The sequence below is a fragment of the Allomuricauda sp. R78024 genome (assembly GCF_044596045.1).
In the GTDB taxonomy this organism is placed as follows: domain Bacteria; phylum Bacteroidota; class Bacteroidia; order Flavobacteriales; family Flavobacteriaceae; genus Flagellimonas.
Window position 1 is genome coordinate 1,566,098 of the sequence record NZ_CP138995.1, and the last position, 25,911, is coordinate 1,592,008.

Annotated in this window: 30 protein-coding genes; 22 read left to right on the plus strand and 8 right to left on the minus strand. The window is 36.4% G+C overall.

Going from position 1 to position 25,911, the window contains the following annotated elements; all coding sequences use genetic code 11:
- Positions 1 to 2 precede the first annotated feature (2 nt).
- The 19 genes from rpsN to SJY44_RS07080 all read left to right on the plus strand — a co-directional run bounded on the left by rpsN (position 3) and on the right by SJY44_RS07080 (position 13,240).
- Positions 3 to 272 carry a 30S ribosomal protein S14 gene (rpsN, locus tag SJY44_RS06990; RefSeq protein WP_055397065.1) on the plus strand — a complete coding sequence of 90 codons (270 nt, stop codon included), beginning with the start codon at positions 3 to 5 and terminating at the stop codon, positions 270 to 272.
- Positions 273 to 289: 17 nt separating this feature from the next.
- The gene (gene rpsH, locus SJY44_RS06995; RefSeq protein WP_396591819.1) at positions 290 to 688 is read left to right on the plus strand and encodes a 30S ribosomal protein S8; all 399 of its coding nucleotides are present in this window, start codon (positions 290 to 292) and stop codon (positions 686 to 688) included.
- Positions 689 to 707: 19 nt separating this feature from the next.
- Complete coding sequence (rplF, locus tag SJY44_RS07000; protein ID WP_298928897.1) at positions 708 to 1,250, plus strand: 50S ribosomal protein L6; 543 nt, start codon at positions 708 to 710, stop codon at positions 1,248 to 1,250.
- Positions 1,251 to 1,261: 11 nt separating this feature from the next.
- The gene (gene rplR, locus SJY44_RS07005; protein ID WP_163423565.1) at positions 1,262 to 1,615 is read left to right on the plus strand and encodes a 50S ribosomal protein L18; all 354 of its coding nucleotides are present in this window, start codon (positions 1,262 to 1,264) and stop codon (positions 1,613 to 1,615) included.
- A 6-nt stretch (positions 1,616 to 1,621) separates the two neighbouring features.
- Entirely contained in the window at positions 1,622 to 2,146 is a 525-nt protein-coding gene (gene rpsE, locus SJY44_RS07010) for a 30S ribosomal protein S5 (RefSeq protein ID WP_109661663.1), read from the plus strand.
- A gap of 13 nt (positions 2,147 to 2,159) precedes the next feature.
- Positions 2,160 to 2,339 carry a 50S ribosomal protein L30 gene (rpmD, locus tag SJY44_RS07015; RefSeq protein WP_055397075.1) on the plus strand — a complete coding sequence of 60 codons (180 nt, stop codon included), beginning with the start codon at positions 2,160 to 2,162 and terminating at the stop codon, positions 2,337 to 2,339.
- Between the two features lie 13 nt (positions 2,340 to 2,352).
- Positions 2,353 to 2,805, plus strand: coding sequence for a 50S ribosomal protein L15 (gene rplO / locus SJY44_RS07020; RefSeq protein WP_163423564.1), 453 nt, complete (start codon positions 2,353 to 2,355; stop codon positions 2,803 to 2,805).
- 10 nt (positions 2,806 to 2,815) lie between these two features.
- Positions 2,816 to 4,159, plus strand: a complete 1,344-nt coding sequence (gene secY / locus SJY44_RS07025) for a preprotein translocase subunit SecY (protein WP_298928885.1) — start codon at positions 2,816 to 2,818, stop codon at positions 4,157 to 4,159.
- A gap of 3 nt (positions 4,160 to 4,162) precedes the next feature.
- Positions 4,163 to 4,378, plus strand: a complete 216-nt coding sequence (infA, locus tag SJY44_RS07030) for a translation initiation factor IF-1 (RefSeq protein ID WP_014031991.1) — start codon at positions 4,163 to 4,165, stop codon at positions 4,376 to 4,378.
- Between the two features lie 4 nt (positions 4,379 to 4,382).
- A complete protein-coding gene (gene ykgO / locus SJY44_RS07035; RefSeq protein ID WP_013621733.1) occupies positions 4,383 to 4,499 on the plus strand; it encodes a type B 50S ribosomal protein L36 in 117 nt (38 codons plus the stop codon).
- Positions 4,500 to 4,501: 2 nt separating this feature from the next.
- On the plus strand, positions 4,502 to 4,876 hold the full coding sequence (gene rpsM, locus SJY44_RS07040) for a 30S ribosomal protein S13 (protein WP_298928882.1): 375 nt from the start codon (positions 4,502 to 4,504) through the stop codon (positions 4,874 to 4,876).
- A gap of 12 nt (positions 4,877 to 4,888) precedes the next feature.
- Positions 4,889 to 5,281 carry a 30S ribosomal protein S11 gene (rpsK, locus tag SJY44_RS07045; protein WP_298928879.1) on the plus strand — a complete coding sequence of 131 codons (393 nt, stop codon included), beginning with the start codon at positions 4,889 to 4,891 and terminating at the stop codon, positions 5,279 to 5,281.
- Between the two features lie 100 nt (positions 5,282 to 5,381).
- Entirely contained in the window at positions 5,382 to 5,987 is a 606-nt protein-coding gene (gene rpsD, locus SJY44_RS07050; protein ID WP_396591820.1) for a 30S ribosomal protein S4, read from the plus strand.
- A gap of 18 nt (positions 5,988 to 6,005) precedes the next feature.
- On the plus strand, positions 6,006 to 6,998 hold the full coding sequence (locus SJY44_RS07055) for a DNA-directed RNA polymerase subunit alpha (protein ID WP_298928873.1): 993 nt from the start codon (positions 6,006 to 6,008) through the stop codon (positions 6,996 to 6,998).
- A 61-nt stretch (positions 6,999 to 7,059) separates the two neighbouring features.
- Entirely contained in the window at positions 7,060 to 7,563 is a 504-nt protein-coding gene (gene rplQ / locus SJY44_RS07060; RefSeq protein WP_298928870.1) for a 50S ribosomal protein L17, read from the plus strand.
- A 95-nt stretch (positions 7,564 to 7,658) separates the two neighbouring features.
- Complete coding sequence (gene carA / locus SJY44_RS07065) at positions 7,659 to 8,771, plus strand: glutamine-hydrolyzing carbamoyl-phosphate synthase small subunit (RefSeq protein ID WP_396591821.1); 1,113 nt, start codon at positions 7,659 to 7,661, stop codon at positions 8,769 to 8,771.
- 117 nt (positions 8,772 to 8,888) lie between these two features.
- The gene (eno, locus tag SJY44_RS07070; protein WP_396591822.1) at positions 8,889 to 10,181 is read left to right on the plus strand and encodes a phosphopyruvate hydratase; all 1,293 of its coding nucleotides are present in this window, start codon (positions 8,889 to 8,891) and stop codon (positions 10,179 to 10,181) included.
- Between the two features lie 108 nt (positions 10,182 to 10,289).
- On the plus strand, positions 10,290 to 11,828 hold the full coding sequence (locus SJY44_RS07075) for a glycogen/starch synthase (protein WP_298928861.1): 1,539 nt from the start codon (positions 10,290 to 10,292) through the stop codon (positions 11,826 to 11,828).
- Between the two features lie 128 nt (positions 11,829 to 11,956).
- Entirely contained in the window at positions 11,957 to 13,240 is a 1,284-nt protein-coding gene (locus tag SJY44_RS07080) for a citrate synthase (RefSeq protein ID WP_298928856.1), read from the plus strand.
- A gap of 60 nt (positions 13,241 to 13,300) precedes the next feature.
- Here the strand turns inward: SJY44_RS07080 and SJY44_RS07085 are convergent, their stop codons facing one another.
- Positions 13,301 to 13,768 (minus strand): hypothetical protein, encoded by a 468-nt coding sequence (locus tag SJY44_RS07085; RefSeq protein WP_298928852.1) that lies wholly within the window; start codon positions 13,766 to 13,768, stop codon positions 13,301 to 13,303.
- Positions 13,769 to 14,055: 287 nt separating this feature from the next.
- On the opposite strand from SJY44_RS07085, the gene SJY44_RS07090 reads away from it, so the two are divergent.
- A complete protein-coding gene (locus tag SJY44_RS07090; RefSeq protein WP_396591823.1) occupies positions 14,056 to 14,970 on the plus strand; it encodes a dimethylarginine dimethylaminohydrolase family protein in 915 nt (304 codons plus the stop codon).
- A gap of 13 nt (positions 14,971 to 14,983) precedes the next feature.
- Positions 14,984 to 15,919 carry a citrulline utilization hydrolase CtlX gene (ctlX, locus tag SJY44_RS07095; protein ID WP_396591824.1) on the plus strand — a complete coding sequence of 312 codons (936 nt, stop codon included), beginning with the start codon at positions 14,984 to 14,986 and terminating at the stop codon, positions 15,917 to 15,919.
- Between the two features lie 245 nt (positions 15,920 to 16,164).
- On the opposite strand, the gene SJY44_RS07100 is transcribed toward ctlX, so the two are convergent.
- The 5 genes from SJY44_RS07100 to SJY44_RS07120 all read right to left on the minus strand — a co-directional run bounded on the left by SJY44_RS07100 (position 16,165) and on the right by SJY44_RS07120 (position 20,513).
- Positions 16,165 to 17,652: a carboxypeptidase-like regulatory domain-containing protein gene (locus SJY44_RS07100; protein WP_396591825.1), complete on the minus strand. Its 1,488-nt coding sequence runs from the start codon at positions 17,650 to 17,652 to the stop codon at positions 16,165 to 16,167.
- Between the two features lie 116 nt (positions 17,653 to 17,768).
- Complete coding sequence (locus SJY44_RS07105) at positions 17,769 to 19,193, minus strand: SDR family oxidoreductase (RefSeq protein WP_396591826.1); 1,425 nt, start codon at positions 19,191 to 19,193, stop codon at positions 17,769 to 17,771.
- Positions 19,190 to 19,708 (minus strand): DUF1648 domain-containing protein, encoded by a 519-nt coding sequence (locus tag SJY44_RS07110; RefSeq protein ID WP_298928841.1) that lies wholly within the window; start codon positions 19,706 to 19,708, stop codon positions 19,190 to 19,192. The genes SJY44_RS07105 and SJY44_RS07110 overlap by 4 nt, the downstream gene beginning before the upstream one ends.
- The gene (locus tag SJY44_RS07115; protein WP_396591827.1) at positions 19,705 to 20,130 is read right to left on the minus strand and encodes a hypothetical protein; all 426 of its coding nucleotides are present in this window, start codon (positions 20,128 to 20,130) and stop codon (positions 19,705 to 19,707) included. Before SJY44_RS07115 ends, SJY44_RS07110 begins: the two co-directional genes overlap by 4 nt.
- 11 nt (positions 20,131 to 20,141) lie before the next feature.
- Positions 20,142 to 20,513 carry an MmcQ/YjbR family DNA-binding protein gene (locus SJY44_RS07120; RefSeq protein WP_396591828.1) on the minus strand — a complete coding sequence of 124 codons (372 nt, stop codon included), beginning with the start codon at positions 20,511 to 20,513 and terminating at the stop codon, positions 20,142 to 20,144.
- A gap of 115 nt (positions 20,514 to 20,628) precedes the next feature.
- On the opposite strand from SJY44_RS07120, the gene argS reads away from it, so the two are divergent.
- Entirely contained in the window at positions 20,629 to 22,407 is a 1,779-nt protein-coding gene (argS, locus tag SJY44_RS07125; protein ID WP_396591829.1) for an arginine--tRNA ligase, read from the plus strand.
- Between the two features lies 1 nt (position 22,408).
- Here argS and SJY44_RS07130 read toward each other — a convergent pair whose 3' ends face one another.
- Together SJY44_RS07130 and SJY44_RS07135 are read right to left on the minus strand one after the other, a co-directional pair.
- The gene (locus SJY44_RS07130; protein ID WP_396591830.1) at positions 22,409 to 24,976 is read right to left on the minus strand and encodes a carboxypeptidase-like regulatory domain-containing protein; all 2,568 of its coding nucleotides are present in this window, start codon (positions 24,974 to 24,976) and stop codon (positions 22,409 to 22,411) included.
- Entirely contained in the window at positions 24,954 to 25,868 is a 915-nt protein-coding gene (locus SJY44_RS07135; protein ID WP_396591831.1) for a FecR family protein, read from the minus strand. The genes SJY44_RS07130 and SJY44_RS07135 overlap by 23 nt, the downstream gene beginning before the upstream one ends.
- Between the last annotated feature and the right edge of the window lie 43 nt (positions 25,869 to 25,911).

Below are 25,911 nucleotides of genomic sequence, written 5' to 3' on the forward strand. Positions count from 1 at the left end.
ATATGGCTAAGGAATCAATGAAAGCCCGTGAGGTAAAAAGGGCTAAAACGGTAGCAAAATATGCTGAAAAGAGAAAAGCTTTGAAAGAAGCTGGTGATTATGAGGCTCTACAAAAGCTTCCTAAAAACGCATCTCCAGTACGTATGCGTAACCGATGCAAATTGACTGGAAGGCCAAGAGGGTATATGAGAACATTTGGTATATCTAGGGTTACTTTTAGGGAAATGGCGAATCAAGGTTTGATCCCAGGAGTTAAAAAAGCAAGTTGGTAAACAGATAAAGAAAAGAAATGCTTACAGATCCAATTTCAGATTATTTGACCAGAATTAGAAATGCCAGTAGTGCAGGTCATAGGGTAGTGGATATTCCCGCTTCCAATCTAAAAAGACAGATTACCAAAATATTGTTCGATCAAGGATATATTTTGAGCTACAAGTTCGAGGATAACAAAGTTCAAGGGAACATTAAAATTGCCTTGAAGTATGATAAGTTTACCAAAGAGCCAGTTATTAAAAAATTGCAAAGGGTGAGTAAACCTGGACTACGTAAATATGCGGGTTCAGATGAATTGCCACGAGTTCTTAACGGCTTGGGTGTTGCTATTATTTCAACATCTCATGGAGTTATGACAAGCAAACAAGCTAAGCAGGATAACGTTGGTGGCGAAGTTTTGTGCTACGTTTATTAATTGAGTAAAGAGAAAAAAAATGTCTAGAATAGGTAACAATCCAATTACAATTCCTGATGGTGTCACGGTAGAAGTGAACGAGAATGTAGTTACCGTTAAAGGTAAGTTGGGAGAGTTGTCCCAAGAATTTTCAGGGGTTGCGGTAAAGGTTGAAGATGGAAATGTTCATGTGGCCAGACCTTCAGATTCCAAAGAACATAAAGCCAAACATGGTCTTTACAGATCATTGGTCTTAAATATGGTTGAAGGAGTTTCCAAAGGATGGACCAAAGAACTTGAATTGGTCGGTGTAGGTTACAGAGCAAGCAACCAAGGACAAAAATTGGATTTGGCTTTAGGTTTCTCTCACAATATTGTAATGAATATTGCTTCAGAAGTAAAAATTGAAGCTATTTCTGAAAAAGGGAAGAACCCGATCATAAAATTAACGTCTCATGACAAACAATTGGTTGGTCAAGTGGCTGCCAAAATAAGAGCTTTCCGTAAGCCTGAGCCTTACAAAGGAAAAGGAATAAAGTTTGTAGGTGAGCAACTAAGAAGAAAAGCCGGTAAATCAGCATAATAAGTAGTAAGATGGGATTATCTAAGACGGAAAGAAAATTACGAATCAGAAGAAGAATACGAAAAGTTTCTGCTGGTACTGAAACAAGACCAAGATTGTCTGTTTTCAGAAGTAATAAAGAGATATACGCTCAATTGATTGATGATAACAATGGTGTCACATTGGCAGCTGCATCATCAAGAGATAAAGGTGTAGATGCAAAAGGAACAAAAATTGAGATTGCAAGCCAAGTTGGTAAAGCAATTGCAGAGAAAGCTGCAAAACTAGGTTTTGAAACGGTAGCTTTTGATAGAGGTGGAAACCTTTACCACGGAAGGGTTAAATCATTAGCTGAAGGAGCTAGGGAAGCAGGACTTAAATTCTAATAAACTATGTACCAGAAATACAAAAACGTAGAAACAGTTAAGCCAGGTGGACTGGAGTTGAAAGATCGTTTGGTTGGTGTCCAAAGGGTTACTAAAGTTACCAAAGGTGGTAGAGCATTCGGTTTTTCGGCAATTGTTGTTGTTGGTGATGAGAATGGTGTGGTAGGACATGGTTTAGGAAAATCCAAAGAAGTTGCTACTGCTATTGCCAAAGCTATTGAAGATGCTAAAAAGAATTTGATAAGAATTCCTTTGAACAAAGGAACGCTACCTCATGAGCAGAAAGGAAAGTACGGTGGTGCACGAGTATATATTCAGCCAGCATCTCATGGTACGGGAGTTATTGCAGGTGGTGCGGTTAGAGCAGTATTGGAAGCAGTAGGAGTACATGATGTACTTTCAAAATCACAAGGTTCTTCCAATCCTCATAATGTTGTTAAAGCCACTTTTGATGCGCTTTTACAATTAAGAGGTGCACAAACAGTAGCTAACCAAAGAGGTATTTCTTTAGAAAAAGTCTTTAAGGGATAAATAAGAGGATATTATGTCAAAGATTAAGGTTAAACAAGTAAAGAGCGCTATTAAGAGAACTCAAAACCAAAAAAGGACTTTGGAGGCTCTTGGTTTGCGCAAGATTGGGCATGTTGTTGAGCATGATGCAACGCCTAATATCCTTGGAATGATAAATAAGGTAAAACACTTGGTTTCCACTGAGGAAGCTTAAAATATAACGGTACATGGATTTACATAATCTTAAACCAGCAGAAGGCGCTGTTAACAGAGATGGAAAACGCTTAGGAAGAGGTCAAGCCTCTGGTAAAGGCGGAACTGCCGCAAGAGGGCATAAGGGTGCAAAGTCTAGATCAGGATATTCCAAGAAGATTGGTTTTGAAGGTGGACAAATGCCTTTGCAACGTCGTGTTCCTAAATTTGGTTTTAAGAACATCAACAGAAAGGAATACCAAGGAATCAATTTGAGCAAATTGCAAGAATTGGTGGACAATGGTACACTGAAAAAAGAAGTGACCTTGGATATTCTTGTTGAAAACAGATTGGCACACAAGAATGATTTGGTGAAAATTTTAGGAAATGGCGAATTAAAAGCATCCCTTAAAATTTCAGTACATAAATTTACTGCTTCTGCTAAAGCAGCGATTGAAGCCGCAGGAGGTGAAGCAATAAGTTTATAAGAAAAATAGCATGAAGAAATTTATTGAGACCATATCAAATATTTGGAAGATAGAAGAACTAAGACAACGAATCCTCGTTACCCTTGGTTTACTTATAGTGTACCGTTTTGGTGCCCAAGTTGTTCTTCCTGGTATTGATACTTCCCAATTGGCGCAATTAACCTCTAATACCGAACAAGGTATTTTAGGGATTCTTAATGCTTTTACCGGTGGAGCTTTTGCAAATGCTTCTGTTTTTGCATTGGGTATTATGCCATATATCTCTGCTTCTATTGTAGTTCAGCTAATGGGAATTGCTATCCCCTATTTGCAAAAATTGCAGAAAGAAGGAGAAAGTGGTAGAAAGACCATAAATCAAATTACTAGATGGCTGACCATTGCTATCTGTATTGTTCAAGCTCCAGCATATTTGTTTGGTCTAGGTGCTCTTGGAGTTCCAGACAGTGCTTTTATATTGGGAAAAGGACCTGATTTCATCATCCCTGCCGTAATCATATTGGTTACAGGATGTGTGTTTGCCATGTGGTTGGGAGAAAAAATTACAGATAAAGGTATTGGAAACGGTATTTCTTTATTGATTATGATTGGTATTATAGCAACATTGCCACAATCATTTGTTCAAGAATTTATTTCTAGAACAGCTAACAATACTGGTGGTATCATGTTTATACTTATAGAAGTTATCATTTGGTTCTTGGTAATATTAGCCAGTGTCCTTTTGGTAATGGCAATAAGACAAATTCCAGTGCAGTATGCTAGAAGAACTGCTTCAGGAGGTTATGAGAAAAACATTATGGGATCTAGACAATATATTCCATTAAAGTTGAATGCATCTGGAGTAATGCCTATCATTTTTGCACAAGCAATTATGTTTGCACCAAGTTTATTGGGTAGAACATTTAATGATACAGCTGTTGGCCAATGGATGGAAGTCCAGTTTGCTGATATATTTGGATTGGCATATAATATCCTGTTTGCTGTGTTGATTATCATATTTACTTATTTCTATACGGCTATTACTGTTCCTACGAATAAAATGGCTGATGATTTAAAAAGAAGTGGTGGATTTATTCCAGGAATACGACCTGGTAAGGAAACTGGGGATTACTTGGATAAAATTATGTCGTTGATTACATTGCCTGGTTCTGTTTTCTTGGCACTATTAGCGGTTTTACCTGCTGTGGTTGTAAAGTTGATGGATGTACAAGCTGGTTGGGCGTTGTTCTATGGTGGTACATCGCTGTTGATTATGGTGGGTGTTGCAATCGACACGGTACAACAAGTAAATTCATATTTGTTGAACAGACATTATGATGGTTTGATGAAAACCGGTAAAAATAGAAAAGTAGCATAATTTATGGCAAAGCAGCCAGCAATAGAACAAGACGGAACAATAATAGAAGCATTGTCAAATGCAATGTTCCGGGTAGAATTAGAAAACGGGCATGTTGTTACGGCACATATCTCTGGGAAAATGCGTATGCATTATATAAAATTACTTCCTGGGGACAAGGTAAAACTTGAAATGAGCCCATACGATTTAACAAAAGCAAGAATTACTTACAGATACTAATACGATGAAAGTAAGAGCATCAATAAAGAAGAGAAGTGCCGAATGCAAGATAGTTCGCAGAAAAGGCAGATTATACGTAATCAACAAAAAGAATCCTAGATTTAAACAAAGACAAGGGTAATTATGGCAAGAATCGCAGGGGTAGATATACCTAAACAGAAGCGTGGAGTTATTTCACTTACCTACATTTATGGAATAGGTAAAAGTAGAGCCCAAGAAATTTTAGAAAAAGCCCAAGTAAGTGAGGATACTAAGGTTTCAGATTGGAGTGATGATGAAATAGGAAGAATTAGAGAAACTATTTCTTCTTTCACTATTGAAGGTGAACTTCGTTCAGAGACACAATTGAACATCAAACGACTGATGGATATTGGTTGTTACCGTGGAATTCGTCATAGATCTGGATTGCCACTAAGAGGTCAACGTACCAAGAATAACTCTAGGACGAGAAAAGGAAAAAGAAAAACGGTTGCCAACAAGAAGAAAGCAACTAAATAATAGGTAGGTATTATGGCAAAGGCAAGTACTAAAACAGCTAAAAAGCGCAAAGTAATAGTAGAATCTACAGGTGAGGCACATGTTACTGCTTCATTCAACAATATCATTATTTCTTTGACCAATAAAAAAGGAGATGTGATTTCTTGGTCATCTGCTGGTAAACTGGGTTTTAGGGGTTCTAAAAAGAACACACCTTATGCAGCTCAAGTTGCAGCTGAAGATTGCGCTAAAGTTGCACATGAAGCAGGTCTAAGAAAAGTAAAAGTATATGTAAAAGGACCAGGAAATGGTAGGGAATCTGCCATTCGTTCGATTCATAATGCTGGTATAGAAGTAACAGAAATAGTTGATGTTACCCCACTTCCACACAACGGTTGTAGACCACCAAAAAGAAGAAGAGTTTAATTATTTTATAAAACGGCCCGTTAGGGTCTTCATGAAAGTGCTTTATAGATTATCGAAGGATAAGCCTTAATTCATAATCGCACTTTCCAATTTAAAGAAGATGGCAAGATACACAGGACCAAAATCAAAAATCGCTAGAAAATTTGGAGAAGCGATTTTCGGAGACGATAAAGCCTTCGAAAAGAAAAGTTACCCTCCAGGACAACACGGTAATAACAGACGTCGTGGAAAAAAGTCTGAATATGCAATCCAGTTAATGGAGAAGCAAAAAGCCAAGTATACCTACGGTATTTTGGAAAAACAATTTAGAAACCTTTTTGAAAAAGCCAACAGAAGTAAAGGAGTGACCGGTGAGGTTTTACTTCAGTTGTGTGAATCCCGTTTAGACAACGTAGTCTATAGAATGGGACTTTCTCCTACGAGAAGTGGTGCAAGACAATTGGTTTCTCACAGACATATTATTGTAAACGGAGAGATTGTTAATATTCCTTCTTACTCATTAAAACCAGGTGATGTGGTTGGAGTTAGAGAGAAATCTAAATCCGTGCAAGCTATACTAGATTCGTTGACCAACAACAGTAGCGTTTACGAATGGATTACCTGGAACACTGAAAAGCAAGAAGGCGCTTTTGTAGCCATTCCAGAAAGAATGCAGATTCCTGAAAATATCAAGGAACAATTAATCGTCGAGTTATACTCTAAATAAAATCAACATTAATCCAATATGGCATTACTAAATTTTCAGAAGCCCGATAAAGTTATAATGATAGATTCAACCGATTTCGAAGGGAAATTTGAATTTCGCCCTTTGGAACCTGGTTATGGATTAACAGTTGGAAATGCGTTAAGAAGAGTTCTACTTTCCTCTTTGGAAGGTTTTGCAATTACTTCTGTTCGCATAGATGGAGTTGAACATGAGTTTTCTGTTATTCCTGGCGTTGTTGAAGACGTTACAGAAATGATATTGAATCTTAAGCAAGTTCGTTTCAAAAGACAGATTGATGATGTTGAGAGCGAAACAGTTTCTGTTTCCGTTAGTGGAAAAGAACAATTGACCGCTGGAGATTTCCAAAAATTCATTTCTGGGTACCAAGTACTCAATCCAGATTTAGTTATCTGTAACATGGATCCTAAAGTAAGTATTAACCTAGAGGTTATTATTGAAAAAGGACGTGGTTATGTTCCTGCTGAGGAGAACAAAAAATCCAATGCACCTTTGGGTAGCATTGCTGTAGATTCTGTTTACACCCCAGTTAAGAATGTAAAATATAGCATTGAAAACTTTAGGGTAGAGCAAAAAACCGATTATGAAAAATTGGTTTTTGAAATCTTAACAGATGGTTCTATCAACCCTAAGGATGCATTGACCGAAGCTGCTAAAGTTTTAATTCACCACTTCATGTTGTTCTCTGATGAACGTATTACATTAGAAGCTGATGAAATTGCGCAAACAGAGACATATGATGAAGAGTCTTTGCACATGCGTCAGTTGTTAAAAACCAAATTGGTAGACATGGACTTGTCCGTAAGGGCCTTGAACTGTCTAAAAGCTGCTGAAGTTGATACTTTGGGAGATTTGGTTTCCTTCAACAAGAATGATTTAATGAAGTTCAGAAACTTTGGTAAAAAATCATTGACCGAATTAGAAGAGTTGGTAATCAACAAAGGTCTTCAGTTTGGAATGGATTTATCCAAATATAAATTGGACAAAGATTAAGTAATCATATTTTGCTCCTCGTGGCAATACGAGTTAGGAAGCAAGATGATAAAACAAAAACATGAGACACGGAAAGAAATTTAATCACTTAGGAAGAACAGCCGCCCATAGAAAGGCCATGTTGGCCAATATGGCGTGCTCCCTAATAGAACATAAAAGAATCAACACTACAGTTGCCAAAGCAAAAGCATTGAAGCAATTTGTAGAACCGTTGATTACCAAGTCTAAAGCAGAGAACAACCAAACTACTGAGAAAGGAACTCACAACAGGAGGATTGTTTTTAGTAACCTAAGAAGCAAGTATGCTGTTACGGAACTGTTTGGTGCAGTTTCTGAAAAAGTTGCTGATAGACCGGGAGGATATACAAGAATCATCAAGTTGGGTAACCGTCTTGGGGATAACGCTGATATGGCCATGATAGAGTTGGTAGATTTCAATGAAGTTTACAACGCTGGAAAACCCGCCAAGAAAACTACACGAAGAAGTAGAAGAGGTGGAGGTAAAAAAGTAGAAGCTGCTGCTCCAGTAGCTGAAACAGAAACAACAGATGATTCAGAGGAATAGCAATATGTTATTAACTATTGTATTAGAAAAAAAAGGATAAGTGAAAACTTATCCTTTTTTTATGTTTTTTTGTCAAACTTGAAATTAAAAATAGCATGAAGTATCACTCAAAGAAAAGAGCACTGTTATTACTGGCAGATGGTACTATTTTTTATGGCAAAGCCATTGGGAATAATGAAGGTACCGCTGTTGGAGAAGTATGTTTCAACACCGGAATGACAGGTTATCAAGAAATTTTTACAGACCCTTCCTATTTTGGCCAATTAATGGTTACGACCAATGCACATATCGGTAACTACGGAACCAATGCGGAAGAAATAGAATCGGATTCTATTAAAATTGCTGGACTAATCGTAAAAAACTTTAGTTATGAGTATTCGCGTCCAAGTGCGGACATGAGCCTATTGGATTTTTTGGAGAAGAACAACCTTTTTGCCATTTCTGATGTGGATACAAGAGCTTTAGTAAGCTACATTAGGGATAACGGCGCAATGAATGCGTTGATTTCAACTAGAGTGGACGAGATAGATGAACTAAAAAAAGAATTGGCAGAGGTTCCAAGTATGGAAGGTTTGGAACTTTCCTCCAAGGTTTCAACAAAAGAACCCTATTTCTTTGGGGAGGAAAACGCGGCGTACAAGATTTCTGCCCTAGATATTGGGATTAAAAAGAACATTCTGAGGAACCTTGCTAAAAGAGGAGCTTATATAAAAGTATTTCCATACAATACTCCGTTTGAAGAAATGAAGAAATGGAATCCAGATGGATATTTTATATCCAATGGGCCAGGAGATCCAGAACCACTGACAGATGCTATTTCTACTACAAAGGAGATGATAAAATCCAATAAACCATTATTTGGAATATGCCTAGGACATCAAGTGCTGGCATTGGCAAATGGCGTTTCAACATATAAAATGCACAATGGGCATAGAGGTATTAACCATCCAATTCTCAATTTAGTCACCGGAAAAGGAGAAATAACTTCACAAAATCATGGTTTTGCTGTGAATAGGGAAGAAACAGAAGCTAATCAAGATCTGGAGATTACCCATTTACATCTTAATGATGATACGGTAGCGGGTATAAAAATGAAGGGAAAAGAAGTGTTTTCTGTTCAATACCACCCGGAAGCTAGTCCCGGACCACATGATGCAGATTATTTATTCGACCAGTTTTTTGAAGCGATCAAGACAAGTCGTAACTAAAACGTTGTAGTTTATTTTTAGGTTATTATCAGTGTTTTATGAGTATTATCATGAAGCTAAAAAGTTCACCTTTCGTATCTTAGCCGAATTAATTTCAACCATAAATATTAAGTTCAGATGAGCATTATTATCAACATTCATGCAAGACAAATTTTAGACTCAAGAGGTAATCCAACAGTAGAGGTAGATGTAGTGACCGAAAACGGAATTTTGGGAAGAGCGGCAGTACCTTCAGGGGCATCTACAGGGGAGCATGAAGCTGTTGAATTGAGAGACGGTGGAAGTTCGTTTATGGGAAAAGGTGTTGGACAGGCAGTCAATAACGTAAACACAACTATAGCGGAAGAATTAGTGGGGACATCAGTTTTTGAACAAAACTATATTGATGAGACCATGATTGCTTTGGATGGAACACCAAACAAATCTAAATTGGGAGCAAATGCAATCCTAGGAGTATCGCTTGCAGTTGCTAAAGCTGCTGCAAATGAATTGGGCATGCCTTTGTATAGATATGTTGGTGGCGTAAGCGCCAATACACTGCCAGTACCTATGATGAATATTATCAATGGAGGTTCTCACTCAGATGCTCCAATTGCTTTTCAAGAGTTTATGGTAATGCCGATAAAGGCAAATGATTTTAGTCATTCCATGCAAATGGGAACAGAAATCTTCCACAACCTTAAAAAAGTACTGCATGACAGAGGACTGAGTACTGCTGTAGGTGATGAAGGTGGATTTGCGCCAAATTTGGAAGGTGGAACAGAAGATGCTTTGGATACCATTGCGAAAGCAGTTGAAAAAGCAGGATATAAATTAGGTGATGATGTGATGATTGCTTTGGATTGTGCCGCCGCCGAATTTTTCGTAGACGGCAAATATGACTATACCAAGTTTGAAGGTGATAAGGGAGTAGTAAGAACCTCAGAAGAACAAGCACAATATCTTGCGGACCTATGTGAAAAATATCCTATCATATCCATTGAAGATGGAATGGATGAAAATGATTGGGATGGTTGGAAAACGTTGACAGATAAAGTTGGAGATAAAGTACAATTGGTTGGTGATGATTTATTTGTGACCAATGTAGAAAGACTATCCAGAGGAATTGAAAACGGTATTGCCAATTCAATTCTAATAAAAGTAAACCAGATTGGTACATTGTCTGAAACGATTGCTGCTGTAAACATGGCAAAGAATGCAGGATATACTTCAGTTATGTCTCACCGTTCAGGAGAAACAGAAGACAATACCATTGCAGATTTAGCAGTCGCTCTAAATACAGGACAGATTAAAACAGGTTCTGCCTCAAGAAGTGATAGAATGGCCAAGTACAATCAGTTATTACGTATTGAAGAAGAGTTGGGAAGTATAGCATACTATCCACAGGAGAAAGCTTTCAAAATAAAGTAATGATAATGATTTTTTAGCACCATAAAAGCCTTTCTCAATTGGGAAAGGCTTTTTTTTGTTTCAGAAATAAACTTTGGTTAACTTAATTGACTAAACAAAACTTACCTAATGAACAATTTTCTTTTTGCTGCGGCAGAAAATGATGCTTTGGCCAATTGTAAGGCTGGTGGAATGGGAGACGTGGTTAGAGACGTTCCTAGACAAATTTCAGAACGAGGAGATAAGGTTCATGTAATTGTACCGTCGTACTCTAGACTTCATCAAGATGGCCTATTTAAAACAAATCTAAACTTTAGTCTAAGAGGGCTGTCCTATACCGCAGAACTTTATGAAGTAAAACCAAAGAAAGAATATCCGAACATTGTTCATTATGTAATCCACCATCCAGAAATTGAAGCTGGTGACATTGCCCATATCTATCATAATGACCCAGAAGAGCCTTTCTATACAGATGCTGTGAAATATTTCATTTTCTGTACGGCTGTGGCCGAGGCAATTAAAAAAGGCGCTTTTGGAAAGTTGGATATTATTCATTTACACGATTGGCATTCAAGTCTATTTTTATTTTTAAGGGAATACCATAAGGATTATAAAAGCCTAAAGGATATTCGCACTGTTTATAGCATACACAATTTGGCTATTCAAGGTATTAGACCGTTTGATGACAATTACTCATCGCTTAAGAATTGGTTTCCAGATATACCAATCGACTATATGTCTCTTATGGATTATCGGTATCAAGACTGCATTAATTTAATGGCGGTTGGCATTCGTTTTGCTGATGCGGTACATACCGTTTCTCCATCATACAAGGATGATGTGTTGCTTCCTAGCTCCCCACCTGAATTCATTGGTGGCGAAGGGTTAGAAAAAGATTTGTTGAAGGCAGATGAAGAGGGAAGACTCTTTGGTATTTTAAATGGGTGCAATTACAAAAATATCAATGCAGAAGAATCAGGTTTTATTTACAGAAATACGGTAAAAGCACTTTTTAGATGGTTACAAGAAGAATCAAAAAAATATAAAGCGGATTTCTTGGCGCACACGGGTGAAAAAATAATGGAGTACGTGGATAACAGACCAAAATTCATTGTATCCAGCGTAGCTAGATTAACAGAACAAAAATTTTACTTTTTTAGACGCTCCCCAGAGGCTTTTGTTGAAATTCTGAAAAAGCTGGAAAAGGTAGATGGTATTTTCATGCTTTTAGGCACTGGAGCCCCTGAGTATGAAGAACTTTTTAGAAAATTGAGCTATGAGCATAAGAATTTCGTTTTTACCAATGGCCAATCTGAAAGCCTTATTGACTCCATTTACTTGGAATCTGACCTGTATTTTATGCCTAGTCTTTTTGAACCCTGTGGAATAAGTCAAATGTTAGCTATGCGCAATGGCAATCCATGCTTGGTTCATCATACAGGAGGCCTAAAAGATACCGTCTCACATATGAAGACAGGTTTCAGTTTTGATGGGGATACTTATGATGAAAAAATCAAGAGTATGTTAGAAGGTTTTGACCTTGCCTTGGATGTCTATAAGAATGATAAGCCCACATGGAAAAAAATTCAAACTGCAGCTAAAAAAAAGAGATTTACCTGGAAGAAATCTGTAGATAACTATTATAAAGAGTTGTATAATTTTAGTTAGCTTCTTCGCTAGTTTACGACCCATATAATATGCAATTCCTGAACCATAATTGAAGCTTGGAATATTGTTAATGCCCATGCTTTTTCGTAAATTTAAGGTTCTATTTTATTAATCTATTAAAACATACAATGTCGGACAAAGCTATACTTGAATATGATGGTAAAAAATACGAATTCCCAGTTATTAAAGGTACTGAGAATGAACTAGCTATAGATATAAAAACACTTAGAGGAGTAAGTAGTATAGTAACCATTGATCCAGGCTATAAAAATACAGGTTCATGTGAGAGTGCTATCACTTTTTTGGATGGAGAAAAAGGAATTTTGCGATATAGAGGTTATTCTATTGAAGAGTTAGCTGAGAAAGCTGATTTTTTGGAAGTGGCTTATCTTTTAATTTTTGGAGAATTACCGAACAAGGAGCAACTAGATGCTTTTCATAATGACATTAAAGAGGAATCTCATGTAGATGAGGAGATGAAAAAGATTTTGGATGGTTTTCCAAAGTCAGCACATCCAATGGGTGTGTTATCCTCGTTAACAAGTGCATTAGTGGCTTTTAACCCTGTTTCAGTGGACGTTTCTTCAGAAACTGCAATGTACAGTTCCATAGTTCGTATTCTTGCTAAGTTTCCAGTTTTAGTTGCTTGGGCGCAGCGTAAAAAGAAAGGATTGCCTCTGGATTACGGAGATGATAGTCTAGGCTACGTGGAAAACATCCATAAAATGATGTTTAAAAAGCCAAACCAAGAGTATAGAAAAGATCCGATTGCTATAGATGCATTAGACAAACTATTGATTTTACATGCAGACCATGAGCAAAATTGCTCTACATCTACAGTGCGTATAGTAGGTTCATCACATGCCGGTCTTTTTGCGTCATTATCAGCTGGAATCTCTGCATTGTGGGGTCCTTTACATGGTGGTGCCAACCAAGCGGTTTTAGAAATGCTTGAAGCTATTCAAGAAGATGGAGGGGATACAAAAAAATATATGGCCAAAGCCAAGGATAAAAATGACCCTTTTAGGTTAATGGGCTTTGGACACCGGGTATATAAGAACTTTGACCCAAGAGCAAAGATTATCAAAAAATCTGCAGATGAAGTATTGGGCAACCTTGGAATTGAAGACCCAATCTTGGATATTGCAAAAGCTCTTGAAAAAGAAGCTTTGGAAGATGAGTATTTTGTAAAAAGAAAACTCTATCCTAATGTAGATTTTTATTCTGGAATTATCTACAGGGCATTAGGTATTCCTACGGAGATGTTTACTGTAATGTTCGCCCTAGGAAGACTACCTGGCTGGATTGCCCAATGGAGAGAGATGAGGTTGAGAGGCGAACCAATAGGAAGACCAAGACAGATATATATTGGTGAAAACCTAAGACCTTTTGTTAAAGTGGAAAAAAGATAACTTATCTGTAAAAAATAAAGTTTAGAAGTAAGGCGATTTGATAAAATCGCCTTTTCTTTTTTATAAATTGGCTATGTTACCGTTAGAATGGAGATTTAAAAACCTATCCTTATCATAACATATTTGCATAATACCTTGGTGATAGTACTTCTGAATTTCTGATAAAGAACCTGCACTAATTTTAACCTTACATCTTAGATATTCGGAATGCAGAAACTCATGTGCATCAATGGCATTTAGGTTTTTAATAGTAGAATCAAGAGAACGTTGATAGTTTTTCAAGCATGCATCTATTTCTTCAATAAAAATTTCATCTACTTGAGGTATTTTGGTTTGTAAAGATTTAGAAAATTGGGAATGATCGCTTTTAGTAATACAATCTGAATATTTTGTGGAATAATTAGGAACCTTATTCTCCTTAGTATTAAATACTTTGGATAAAGATATTTTTCCTGGCAAAGAATTCATGGATAATAAACCAATGCTCGCCATGATGATAAAACATAAAGGGAAAACAACTTTTTTCATCCTGAAGTTTCTTTCTCAAATTAAATGTAATGATAACAACGTAATTTTTCGCATTTTTGCACGAGAAATTCTCAAAAAGAATCCATTTTATATACTTGTAAATCAGATACTTAAATGAATAAGGATGAAATTCATAAAGGTTTGGGAAAACCCCTAATGAAATTGGGTTTTTTCTTTTTTTGTGAAAGGAAAAATCGCCAGTAAAACACTAGTTTTGCCATAGAATTTTTAAGGATTTCTTGCTATTCGTAACTGGAATGAATCCTTTAGTTTTGAAAATATATTGTATGATGCAGTTGCATATTATCGATGAAACAAGCCCACTAAAGGCGGTAATTTTGGGAACGGCGGAAAGTTGTGGCCCAACTCCAACTCCAGAGGAAGCATATGATCCAAAATCTTTGGAACATATTCTCGCTGGAACGTATCCTAAAGAAGTTGATATGATAAAGGAGATGGATGCTTTTTCCAAAGTTTTTAAAAAACATGGAGTTGAAGTCTTTAGGCCATCAGTTTTGCAAGATTGTAATCAGATTTTTTCAAGGGACATTGCTTTTGTAATTGAGGACAAACTATTTCATGCCAATATATTACCTGATAGAGAACGAGAGTTTGAAGCAATAGATCATGTTTTGGGGAAAATAGATCCAATAAAAATTATAAGGCCTCCAGAGGAAGTTCATATAGAAGGTGGTGATGTAATGCCTTGGAAAGAATATATTTTTATTGGCACCTATACGGGCAATGATTATCCAGATTTTATTACGGCAAGAACCAATAAGGCTGCTGTAGAATATATAAGGAGTATGTTCCCACATAAAAAGGTTAAATCCTTTGAATTGAGAAAATCCAATACCAATGCTAAGGATAATGCGTTGCATTTAGATTGTTGTTTTCAACCTGTGGGAAAGGACAAGGCCATTTTACATAAAAATGGATTTTTGGTCGAGGAAGAATACGAATGGTTAGTAGGTCATTTTGGAAAGGAAAACATATTTGAAATCACCAAGGATGAGATGTACAGTATGTTCAGCAACGTATTTTCTATTTCACCGGAAGTAGTGGTTTCAGAAAAAAACTTTACCAGATTAAACAATTGGCTTAGAGAACAAGGTTTTACTGTTGAAGAAATCCCATATTCTGAAATTGCAAAACAAGAAGGCCTTCTCCGTTGTAGCACATTACCTTTAATAAGAGCATAAATTAACTTTTTCAATGCAAGTAACAAATAGCATTTTAATGATCAGGCCTGTCAATTTCAGAATGAATGAGCAGACGGCGGTCAACAATTACTTTCAAGAGGATTTAAGTATTAAAAATGGCGAAATCAATAGTAAAGCTCAAAAGGAGTTTGATGATTTTGTGACCAAGCTAAGAAATCACGGAGTGAATGTTATCGTGGTGGATGATAAAAAGGAAACGGACACTCCTGATTCCATATTTCCAAATAATTGGATTTCGTTTCACGAAAGCGGCACAGTATGCGTGTACCCTATGTTTGCGGAAAATCGAAGAAAAGAACGTAGAGAGGATATTTTTGATATTTTGGAAGGACATGGATTTCGTATAGATAATGTTGTTGATTATACCGCGGCTGAAGAGGAAGGTGTTTTTTTAGAGGGAACAGGTAGTATCTTAAAAGATAGGGTCAATCAAAAGGCATATTGTGCATTGTCCGAGCGAGCAGATGAAGAACTCTTTATTGAGTTTTGTGAGGATTTTGATTGTTTTCCAGTAATATTTACAGCCAACCAAACTGTAAATGGAGAACGTTTGCCCATTTACCATACCAATGTTATGATGGCAATGGCTGAGACTTTTGCAGTTATCTGTTCAGATACTATTGATGACAAAAAGGAACGTAAAAATGTAGTAGATCATCTTAAAAAAGATGGTAGGGAAATCATTTCCATTACAGAGGAACAGATGTATCAATTTGCTGGTAACATGCTTCAGGTTATAGGAGCAGATAATGAACGTTTTATGGTAATGAGTTCAGCAGCATATAATAGTTTGGATAAGGCTAGGATAGCCGCTATTGAAAAGCATTGTAAAATTATCCATAGTCCGTTGGACACTATTGAAACCTGTGGAGGAGGAAGCGCCCGTTGTATGATGGCAGAAGTCTTTTTGCCAAAAACATTGACATGAGTTTTCAACTTCAAATTTAAGAGTTGACATATCACACTTGAGTAAGATGATTCTCTTTATAGAAAACTATCTATACAAGAAAAAATCGCCAATGATAAAGGCCCTTTGCACTCTTCACTTATTTTATATTTGTCAGTCATTTGGTTTCCAAATGATTGATAAGTAGTATTGTTTTTTTTTGGATAAAGAATCTTTTTTTCAGATAAAGAGAAGATTGTATCATTTTTCTTTAAGAGACTGCTTAGTTATTCCTCCACTGTAAACTCCCTTATGGCCCGGTTTGGTTCCATAATATTATATCCTTTCCAAAACTCTGGATTATAGGCAGATAAATAGGTGGCTTTTACTGTTTCGTCCTCTTCCAATTCTTCAAAACTTGTTTTTGAGATGGTATTGGAATTAAAAACTACCATTTCAAACTTTTCTGTATTGTAATTCACAATATCCAAAGCAAGGGATAGTTCGTTTTGTTTTCTTCGGCCTTTTACATGCTTATTTTTTTCAATCACTTTTAACGGGCGGTCCACTCCCATTTTACGGCCAAAGGTCAAGGTCATAAATTTGAGGTTATACTTGTCCGTTCCGTATTTGGAGAATACGGTGGTTCCGTTATATGTTTGTTCACTATAACTAAAGCCCAATAATTTGATGCTTTTTATAATTTTTACATTTTCATAGTCTATGCGCATAATGGCAAAATCTTCTATATTCACGAAAAGCTTACCTTTAAAATCGGCTCTTCCTGAAGGTTCATATCCAATTACGTATACACCTTGGTTTTCAAGTTCAGAATAACCTAAAAGTTCAAAATCGTATCGGTTAAGTTTCTTGGCCACATCCAATTTGGACTTTTTTCCAAAAAACTGGGAATGTATTTCATCAAGCACATATTTTCGGTTACCTAGAAAATCGTTTTTCTCAGGTTTTTTTAACTCCTCTTCTATTTCTTCAGTGTCATCCTCTGCTTCCAAAATAGAATCTACCTGTACCTTTTGGCCAAAAATTCCAGATTTTATCTTTAAATAAGAATCTGGCTTTACATTGGCTTTGAAAATGGCTTCCATCTTGTCTGAAAGCGCTTCCATGGAGCCTTCATTGCTTTTGTCATACAATTCTGCGGCCTTAATCACTTCCAATTTATTTTCTTCATCTGCACGGTAAAAATCGCCTAGGGTTTCGGTATAATAGGTAGCACTTCGTGGAAGAATATTAATGATGCTATCTATCAGTTTTTTGTTCAATTCTTCAATGGTTGATTTTTTAAATTCGATATCCAGTTTCTGCATGGTATTGTAACTGGACTGCCTTAAAAAGAAACGCTGTTTTATGGGTGCTTTATTATAATTTATAGGAAGACGTTCTTCCACTTTTTCCATAATGTCATCAACACTCAGTTCTTTGTCAAAAAGATACACGCCACTTAGTTCTATGGCCTTAGGTGTTATTGTTATGATGCTATCAAGTGCCTGTTGAAAGGTAATCCCTGTTTTAGTGTACCCCATACTGGATACATAAATGGAATCTAACTGCTCAACGGATTCATTCAATTCAAAGCTAAAACGCCCTTCTTCATTGGTAATGACTCCTTGGTTTTCTCCATATTGAATGGTGGCATAAGGAATGGGCTCCTTGGTTTTACTATCAATGATTTTTGAAGAAATGGTTTGTGCAGATAGCTGAAGCTGGATGAAATTGAAAAACAATAGTAAAGCAATAAGCTTAATAGATCGCATAGGTTGAATTTTCATGGTCTTTTAAAGAAAGACAAGTTTTTAGGCCAAAGGGTTGCTTTAGTCTAAAAGATTTGACGATTTACACGGAAACTTGTTTCAAAGTTCGAGCCAGAATATTATGTTTTTGAAAGATTTTTTATCATTCCCCCAAAAATAAAATAGTGAAAGGGTAGGATACTATACCAATACAGTCTGCCCCTAAGTCCTTTTGGCCTAAAGGTTGCAGTTTGGTGCAAGACGTTATGCTCATCTATTTTAAACTCTAGCCATGCTTCTCCGGGCATACGCATTTCTGCAAAAAGAAGAAGTCGCTTTGCTTTTTTGTCCGCAAGCAAAACACGCCAGAAATCAAGCGCATCCCCGGGAAATATTTTATCTGGATGTGTGCGCCCTCGACGTAATCCAGGACCGCCGTTTAGCTTATCTAAAAACCCACGGATTTTCCATAATCTATTTCCATAATACCAACCTTGTTCACCACCAATGCGCCAAATATTATCCAAAACTGCACTTTCATTTTTTATTGGAAGCCTTTTTTCATCTTTTAATACCCCATACTTGGGTACTTGAATGTATTTTTCCAAATCGTCACTTATCTGGCCGCTAACAATACTGTCTTTCCAACTGCTCAAAACCAGATTCTGTTCAATCTTTTTAAAGGCCATTTCAATTGCTTGTTCGTAAGAGTGGGTTTTAAGTCCCAATAATTGTTGCAATTTGTCGTCTTTGGCTACCACCTCCATTTTCATGCTATCTACAAGGTTAATGGCCAATTTATATGAGGTTGAGGTAACAAAATACAACCAATAGGAAGATAACTTTGGTGTCATTATCGGAACAGTGAGTATCCAATTTTTAAAACCCCTTACCTCTGCATATTTGTGAAGCATTTCTTTGTATGTAAGCACATCTGGGCCTCCAATGTCAAAAGATTGGTCATAAGTTTTTTGGTTTCCAAGAACCCCAGTTAGAAAGTTGATAATATCTCTAATTGCAATGGGCTGGGATTTTGTCAAAACCCACTTGGGCGTAATCATAAAGGGAAGCTTTTCACCTAAATCCCTAATGATTTCAAAGGATGAACTTCCTGAACCTACAATAATACCTGCTCGTAAAACGGTAAGATCAAAATTACCTTGGTATAAAATATCCTCAACGTTTTTTCTAGAGCTTAAGTGTTTGGACAATTTCTTTTCGTTTACAATGCCGCTCAAATAAACTACCTGTTTAATATTGGTATCAGAAAGATATTCATTGAAGCTTTTAGCGGTTATGGCCTCTTTTTCATCAAAATCATCAATAGAAGAAGTCATTGAATGGATAAGATAATAGGCAGCATCAATGTCTTTGGGTATTTTGCTTTTGTCGATATCTTCCAGAAAATCTATTTCAACTACTTTAATTTGTTCCCTGACATCTTTTTCTACTGAAAGTCTTTTTTCATCGCGTACGGCGCAGATGACCTCATGTCCCAATGCTAACAGCCGAGGTAATAAACGCATTCCAATATATCCGTTGGCACCTGTGAGAAGAATTTTCATCGTCTTGAAACAATGAACATTTTAAAAGTATAGATAAAAGGAAGTAATGCAATGGCAATCCATAAACCAATAAGGTTCTTTACATCAATAGTATCAATAAACCCCTTTATCTTCAATAGGAAGATTATGGTTGTTAGTAGAAAAATAATTACTGTTGTAAGGTTCATTACGGCTAGCATGCGTATGCCCAAGGCGTATAATTCTCTGGCGTTTTTCAACGTGACTTTTACTGGGTAATTCATATAATAGGGCTTTAATTTTAATGCTAAAAAACTGGTAACCAAATATAATGCTGCACTTATGGCCGGAATAATCCAGAGGGTGGATTTACTTCCAAACCCATTGATCTCACCTTTTAAATTAAAGTGAACGGGTATGGTTTCTGGTAAATCAAAATAAAACATCAATACTACTATGAAGTTAAGGATAACAACACCCCACCCTATTAGGATTAACTTTTTATCAGTTGCAGTAGGTTTTACTTCAATTTTTGGTTTTTTTCGAAGGATATTCATAAATCTTCAATTGAGGTTGGGGCATTATCGGCTTTATAATCCAAAAACTTTCTAAAATACTTTTGAATGGCTTTTGTATCAGACTTTACTTTTATAAAATAATTGTCCTTATAAATGGAATATACAGCAAAATCGCCTTTATATACAGTGAGCTTGTAATACGGAATGATTAAGCCATAGGTTTCCAATAGTGATCTAAAACGCACAATGATTCCTTTAGGGCGCATTTCAATATTACAGGTGTTTAAGTTGTTGTCCAGTATTAGTAAATTTTGGATTTCGATGTTGGCATCTGTAATAAAAAGTTTGGGAGAGCCTATTCCATTTAAAGCAAAACGCTCTTTTAATGTAAAGGGCTTGCCTACCGCTTCATCAACTTTTTTTGTAATTTTTTTATCGGTGTAAGAGACATTAAGAAGCATGGGACATAACTTTATATGGAAGAATTTTCGTTTTCAAGTTGCAGGCGCATGGATTTGGGAAGGTTGTCAACAACCAGATTATAGGAGGTGTCCAACCAACTAAAAAGTAGTTCATCTGGAATACTGCCATCCATAACCACTCTACTCCAATGTTTTTTACTGAAATAAGAGGGCTCTTCCATAGCTGGGTAAGTTGCTCTTAATTCTTCAATGGTGTCTGGAACACATTTTATGCTAAAGCTTGCAAAGGTGCTTATATCTGTAGCAGTAAACATTTTCCCTTTTACTTTAAACGCTAAAACATCGGGTAGTTTGGAAAAAGGAATGGATTCAGTCACTCCGTTTTTGGACAGGCAATATTGTCTATATACTTCTATGTTCATTTTTCTATCAAAAGCTTAATATATAAAGTTAACCAAAACAGGATGGATTAGTATGGGTCTTGTTAATTAAAGACAAAGAATTGATTAGTTTTGCACCCTTAAACGCAGCGTATAGATGAATATTCAACACGTCCTTACTACTACAGTTAAAAAAGCAGCTTCTTCCATTTTTAATGTGGATTTACCATCAGTGGAGTTTCAACCTACACGCAAAGATTTTGAAGGCGATGTTACTGTGGTTATTTTTCCCATGCTACGCTTTATAAAAGGCAACCCTGTTGAAATAGGCACTAAGATTGGTGAGTACTTGCAAGAAAATGTAGATGAGGTTGCCAAGTTCAATGTGGTTAAGGGTTTTTTGAATGTTGTTATTAACAATGATTTCTACCTTAAATTTTTCAATGCTATTCAAGACGAAGAAGATTATGGGTATGTGAAAACTTCTTCTACAGGCGCCTCAATGGTGGAGTATTCCTCTCCAAACACCAATAAACCATTACATTTAGGACATATAAGGAATAACTTATTGGGATATTCTGTTGCTGAAATTTTAAAAGCATCAGGTAAAAATGTATATAAAACCCAAATTATTAATGATCGTGGAATCCATATCTGTAAGAGTATGTTGGCTTGGCAGAAATTTGGCGATGGTGAAACCCCAGAATCTTCAGGTTTAAAGGGAGATCATTTAGTAGGGAAATATTATGTAGCTTTTGATAAAGCATATAAAGAACAAATTTCTGAGAAGATAGCCAATGGAGTTAAAAAGGAAAAGGCTGAAAAAGAAGCACCAATCTTACTGGAAGCTCAAGAAATGCTCAGGAAATGGGAGTCTGGTGATGATGAGGTGGTAGCACTTTGGAAAAAAATGAACGGTTGGGTATACACCGGTTTTGATGTTACCTATAAAAATTTAGGTGTTGATTTTGATACTCTGTATTATGAGAGCAATACTTACCTTTTAGGAAGAGATGTGGTCCAAGATGGTCTAGAAAGAGGTGTTTTCTTTAAAAAGGAAGATGGCAGCGTCTGGATTGACTTAACGGATGAAGGTTTGGATGAAAAGATTGTCCTACGTTCCGATGGAACTGCGGTATATATGACCCAGGATATTGGAACGGCTATCCAAAGGGTGACAGACCACCCAGATATCAATGGTATGGTCTATACTGTTGGTAACGAGCAAGATTACCATTTTAAAGTACTGTTCTTAATTTTGAAAAAACTGGGATATGATTGGGCAAAGCAATTGTATCATTTAAGTTACGGTATGGTAGACCTTCCCAGTGGAAAAATGAAGAGCAGGGAAGGTACAGTTGTGGATGCTGATGACCTTATGGTTAATATGACAAATACTGCAGCTAAAATTTCGAAAGAACAGGGTAAATTAGAAGGATATTCGGAAGAGGAGAAGCAAAAATTTTATAAAATAATAGGTCTTGCCGCATTGAAGTATTTCATTCTTAAGGTGGATCCAAAAAAACGGATTCTGTTCAATCCAGAAGAATCAGTTGAATTTCAAGGAAATACGGGCCCCTTTATTCAATATACATATGCACGAATTCAATCTATTCTGCGTAAAGCAGATGGTGTTGGGGCGAGCTCAGTGGATACCTCATTAGCATTACACGAAAAAGAGAAGGAATTACTGAAACAATTGCAACTTTATCCGGAAACCATTCAATTGGCAGCAGAATCTTATAGTCCTGCTTTAATAGCCAATTATACCTATGATTTGGCTAAAGAATTTAACTCTTTCTATCAGCTGGTCCCTGTTTTGCCAGAAGTTGACAAAAAGAAAAAACAATTCCGGGTGCAGTTATCCAGAAAAGTTGGGGAAGTGATTCAATCTGCCTTTAAACTTTTGGGGATTGATGTTCCGGAACGGATGTAATCTAAAAACTAACCCTAAAGCTAACATTGGGCGTAATACCCAAAGAGATGCTTTCTACGGCTTCAATTTGATTGTCCTCTGTAACCCTATAATACTTGTTTAAACTGTTTTTTCGGTTGGTCATGTTAAGAAGAGACACCCCGGTAGTGGCCTTTATTCGCTGGTTAATATTAAATTTATAAATAGCGGAAGCATCTACCCTTAGATAATCAGGGAGTCTACTGCTGTTGGGTGATTCATAATTTATTCTCGTAGGAAAAACCGATGTATCCAGCGCGAAATCGCCTTCTTGAGGTTCCGTAAATGGTTTTCCAGAACGGTAGTTGACCCCCAAACTTAATTTCAGATTTTCGTAGGAATAAGTACCTGCAAAGGTGATGGTATGCCTAATATCTAGATTATTGGGAAAACTATTAGGGTTTATGGCATTAAAGTTATAATCATTTTTGTTGTAAGTATAAGTTAGCCATGTGCTGTAGTTAGTTCCTTTTTTGTTGATTAAAAATTCAACTCCTTTAACATCATAACTACCAATCTCTCCATTGAATTGATTTTGGTTCTGAAATCCTTGAGTACTGGTGCTTATGCCATCTACTTTTTTGTAAAACCCTTCTACGCCAATGTAGATGCTGTTCTTATCATAGTTTATTCCCAGAGATCCTTGCTTACTCTTTGTAATGGGCAAAGTATTGTCATCAGATAAAATCCATCTGCGTTTTTCAATACCCAAGAAATTCTGTTCTAAATCTATAATCTGATTGGTGGTCTGACTTTTAAATTCACCCAAAACTTCACCTCTTAGATGATTTGCTAATCTAAAATTGAGATTAAGACGAGGTTCAACCAAGAACTTTGAAAATGTGCCGAGGTTTTCTATATAGTTGAAACGAACACCTGCTTTACCAATAAATATATTTTCAGGAGAGCTATAATCAATTTCAGTGTGTGGGGCATGAATTCTAATAACTCCCTTTATTTCACTATCAAAAGGAGGTTGGGTAAGATTCGTAGTATTTGTAATACCTGTTTCAATGTATTGATAACCATTGTTCCATTTGAGGTTCTCTAGTAACGAGTAATTCGTATTTAGTTTTATGGCATTTTCTAAAACCTGATTATTCTGAAGAAGAAGCTGTATTTGGTTTCCAAAGAGGTTTTGGGCATCCAAATTGTAGCGAGAATAGTAAATATTTAAGTTGGAAGAAAGTCTATCCGTCCATTGACTTTTCAACTGTCCACCAAAAGATAGATTGGTCTGCTCTAAAACACTATTGGTAGTTTCTAAATCTATAAGATTGGTTTCTACATAGTCAAGATTATTATTGATACTGATAAAATTCAATCTAAGTTGATGTTGGTCATTCACATCAAACAAAAGCTTCCCGGTAAAATCGTAAAAAAAGAAATTTTCATCTCTAATAATATCCTCATTTACGGATATGTTGTTTTCATTGGTCACTTCACTATCCTGAAAAGCACGGTCAAAAAATTTGTTGTAGGTGGGTGTGTTTAAAAAATCTGTAGTAGATCGCCTTGCGGAAAATTGTAATCCAATTTTTTCAGTGATAGGGATTTGACCATATACGTCCCCACTTATAAAGTTAAACCCAGCACCACCGGTTAAATAATCTGATAGTTCATTGCTGGTTTCCATTTGTATAACACTGCTCACCCCATCTCCATAAGCAGAAGGCGTACCATTTTTAATAACGGTTATTTTGTCTGTTAGATAAGGATTAAAGGCTGAGATCAATCCAAAGAAATGCCCAGATTGATACATTTTAATACCGTTCCATAAAATCAAATTTTGATCATTGGTGCCACCACGCACGTTGATATCGGATACGGTTTCATCAATACTTTTAATTCCGGGGAGCGCTTGTACGGTTTGTAAGATATCAGGCTCAATTAATCCAGGTAAAATTCCAAAATCCGCAGTATTTAAGGTAATGCTGGCATCTTTATCCCTAATAAGACCGGTTGTTAGAAACTGATAGACAATCACTTCTTTTAGTTGTTCATAATATTGGGCCAAGAGTATTTTGGCCACCCCACCTTCTTTTAATAATTCTTCTACATTAATGTATTTAGTGATGTAGCCAAGAGATCTAACCTTCAACGTTGCGTTTCTAGGAATGTCTTTTAGAACAAAGGTGCCATCTGTGTCTGTGGCAATGGCTATTTCCGTATCAAAAACCTCCACAGAAGCACCTGGAATGGTGTTTTCTGCAAAGTTGTCCAGTATCTTTCCCCGGACTGTTACAAGGGTGCTTTTGGTAATGGTATAGTAACGGTCATTAAGCTTTTCCGTTTTTATCTGAAACTGGGTCTCAATGTATTCAAGAATATCAGGCAATGCCACTAAATTGCTAGGTACAGCAACATCAATATCTTCCAAATCTTCATTTATATATGAAAACTTGACATTGAATTTGTCTTCTAAATTCTTTATGTACTGAACGAGAGCTATGGGTGTGTCTTGTCCTTCCTGTGCATTTATACTGGAATACAGCAAGAAGAAAAACCCAAAGAGGAGGCCAAAATGACTACTGCGGAGCTTTTTCAGCATAGAAAAGTACGTTATCACCCTCAAGTTTGTAATCAATATGAGATGGGGTACTTATACTTTTTAACGCCATATTTAAGTCTGTGTTGCTAAAAGTTCCAGTAAATAACAGACTTTTATCCACATTTTGTGAATTTACTTCGATATCATATTGCCTTTCCAGTTCACTAAAAACATATTCCAACGGAATACTATTAAAGCTACTTTCGTTATTTACCCATGATGGTTGTGCGGTATTGGGCTTGGTGGTATCCATAATTTTGCCATTAATGACCAAAAAGGATGTGCCAGCTGGTAACTTGGTTTCAGTATTGTTATAGGTTACACTTACTAAGCCTTCATAACAAGTCACCTCAAAAAATCCTTCTCGGTTTTCCACATTAAACTGGGTCCCCAGAACAGCTACTGTTCCTTGATCTGTAGAGACGGTAAATCGTTTTCCTTTGGCAACTTTAAAAAATGCCTCACCTTTTAAGGAAACATTTCGTTTTTCATTCCATTTTTTCTCACTAAAAGAGACTCTGGAACCTGCATTTAAGATAATTTCAGAATTGTCCGGTAAGATGACTTCAGAACGTTCTGCCAACTGTGCTGTAACAGATTCGTCCAAGGTGCTTACATAAAAATAAGAGCCGGCAAGTAATACAGCAATAACGGCAGCAACACGCAAGAATTTTTTAAACGGATTCAATGCAATAACCTTTGGGGTATTACCAATACGTTCTTCTTTTAATTGTTCCAAAGCTTGGTCAACATCAAATTCAGGAGCTTTCAAAGTTGCTGAAACATCCTTTAATTTCTGGTAAGAGGCATAAGCTTCGGACTTTTTAAATTCCGTAAGCTCCTCCCCAGAGAGTTCACCGTTTAACCATTTTGCTAAGTAATTTTCTTGCATGATTTCTATGCTTTACACCTTTATAACAATTATCTTATAAAAA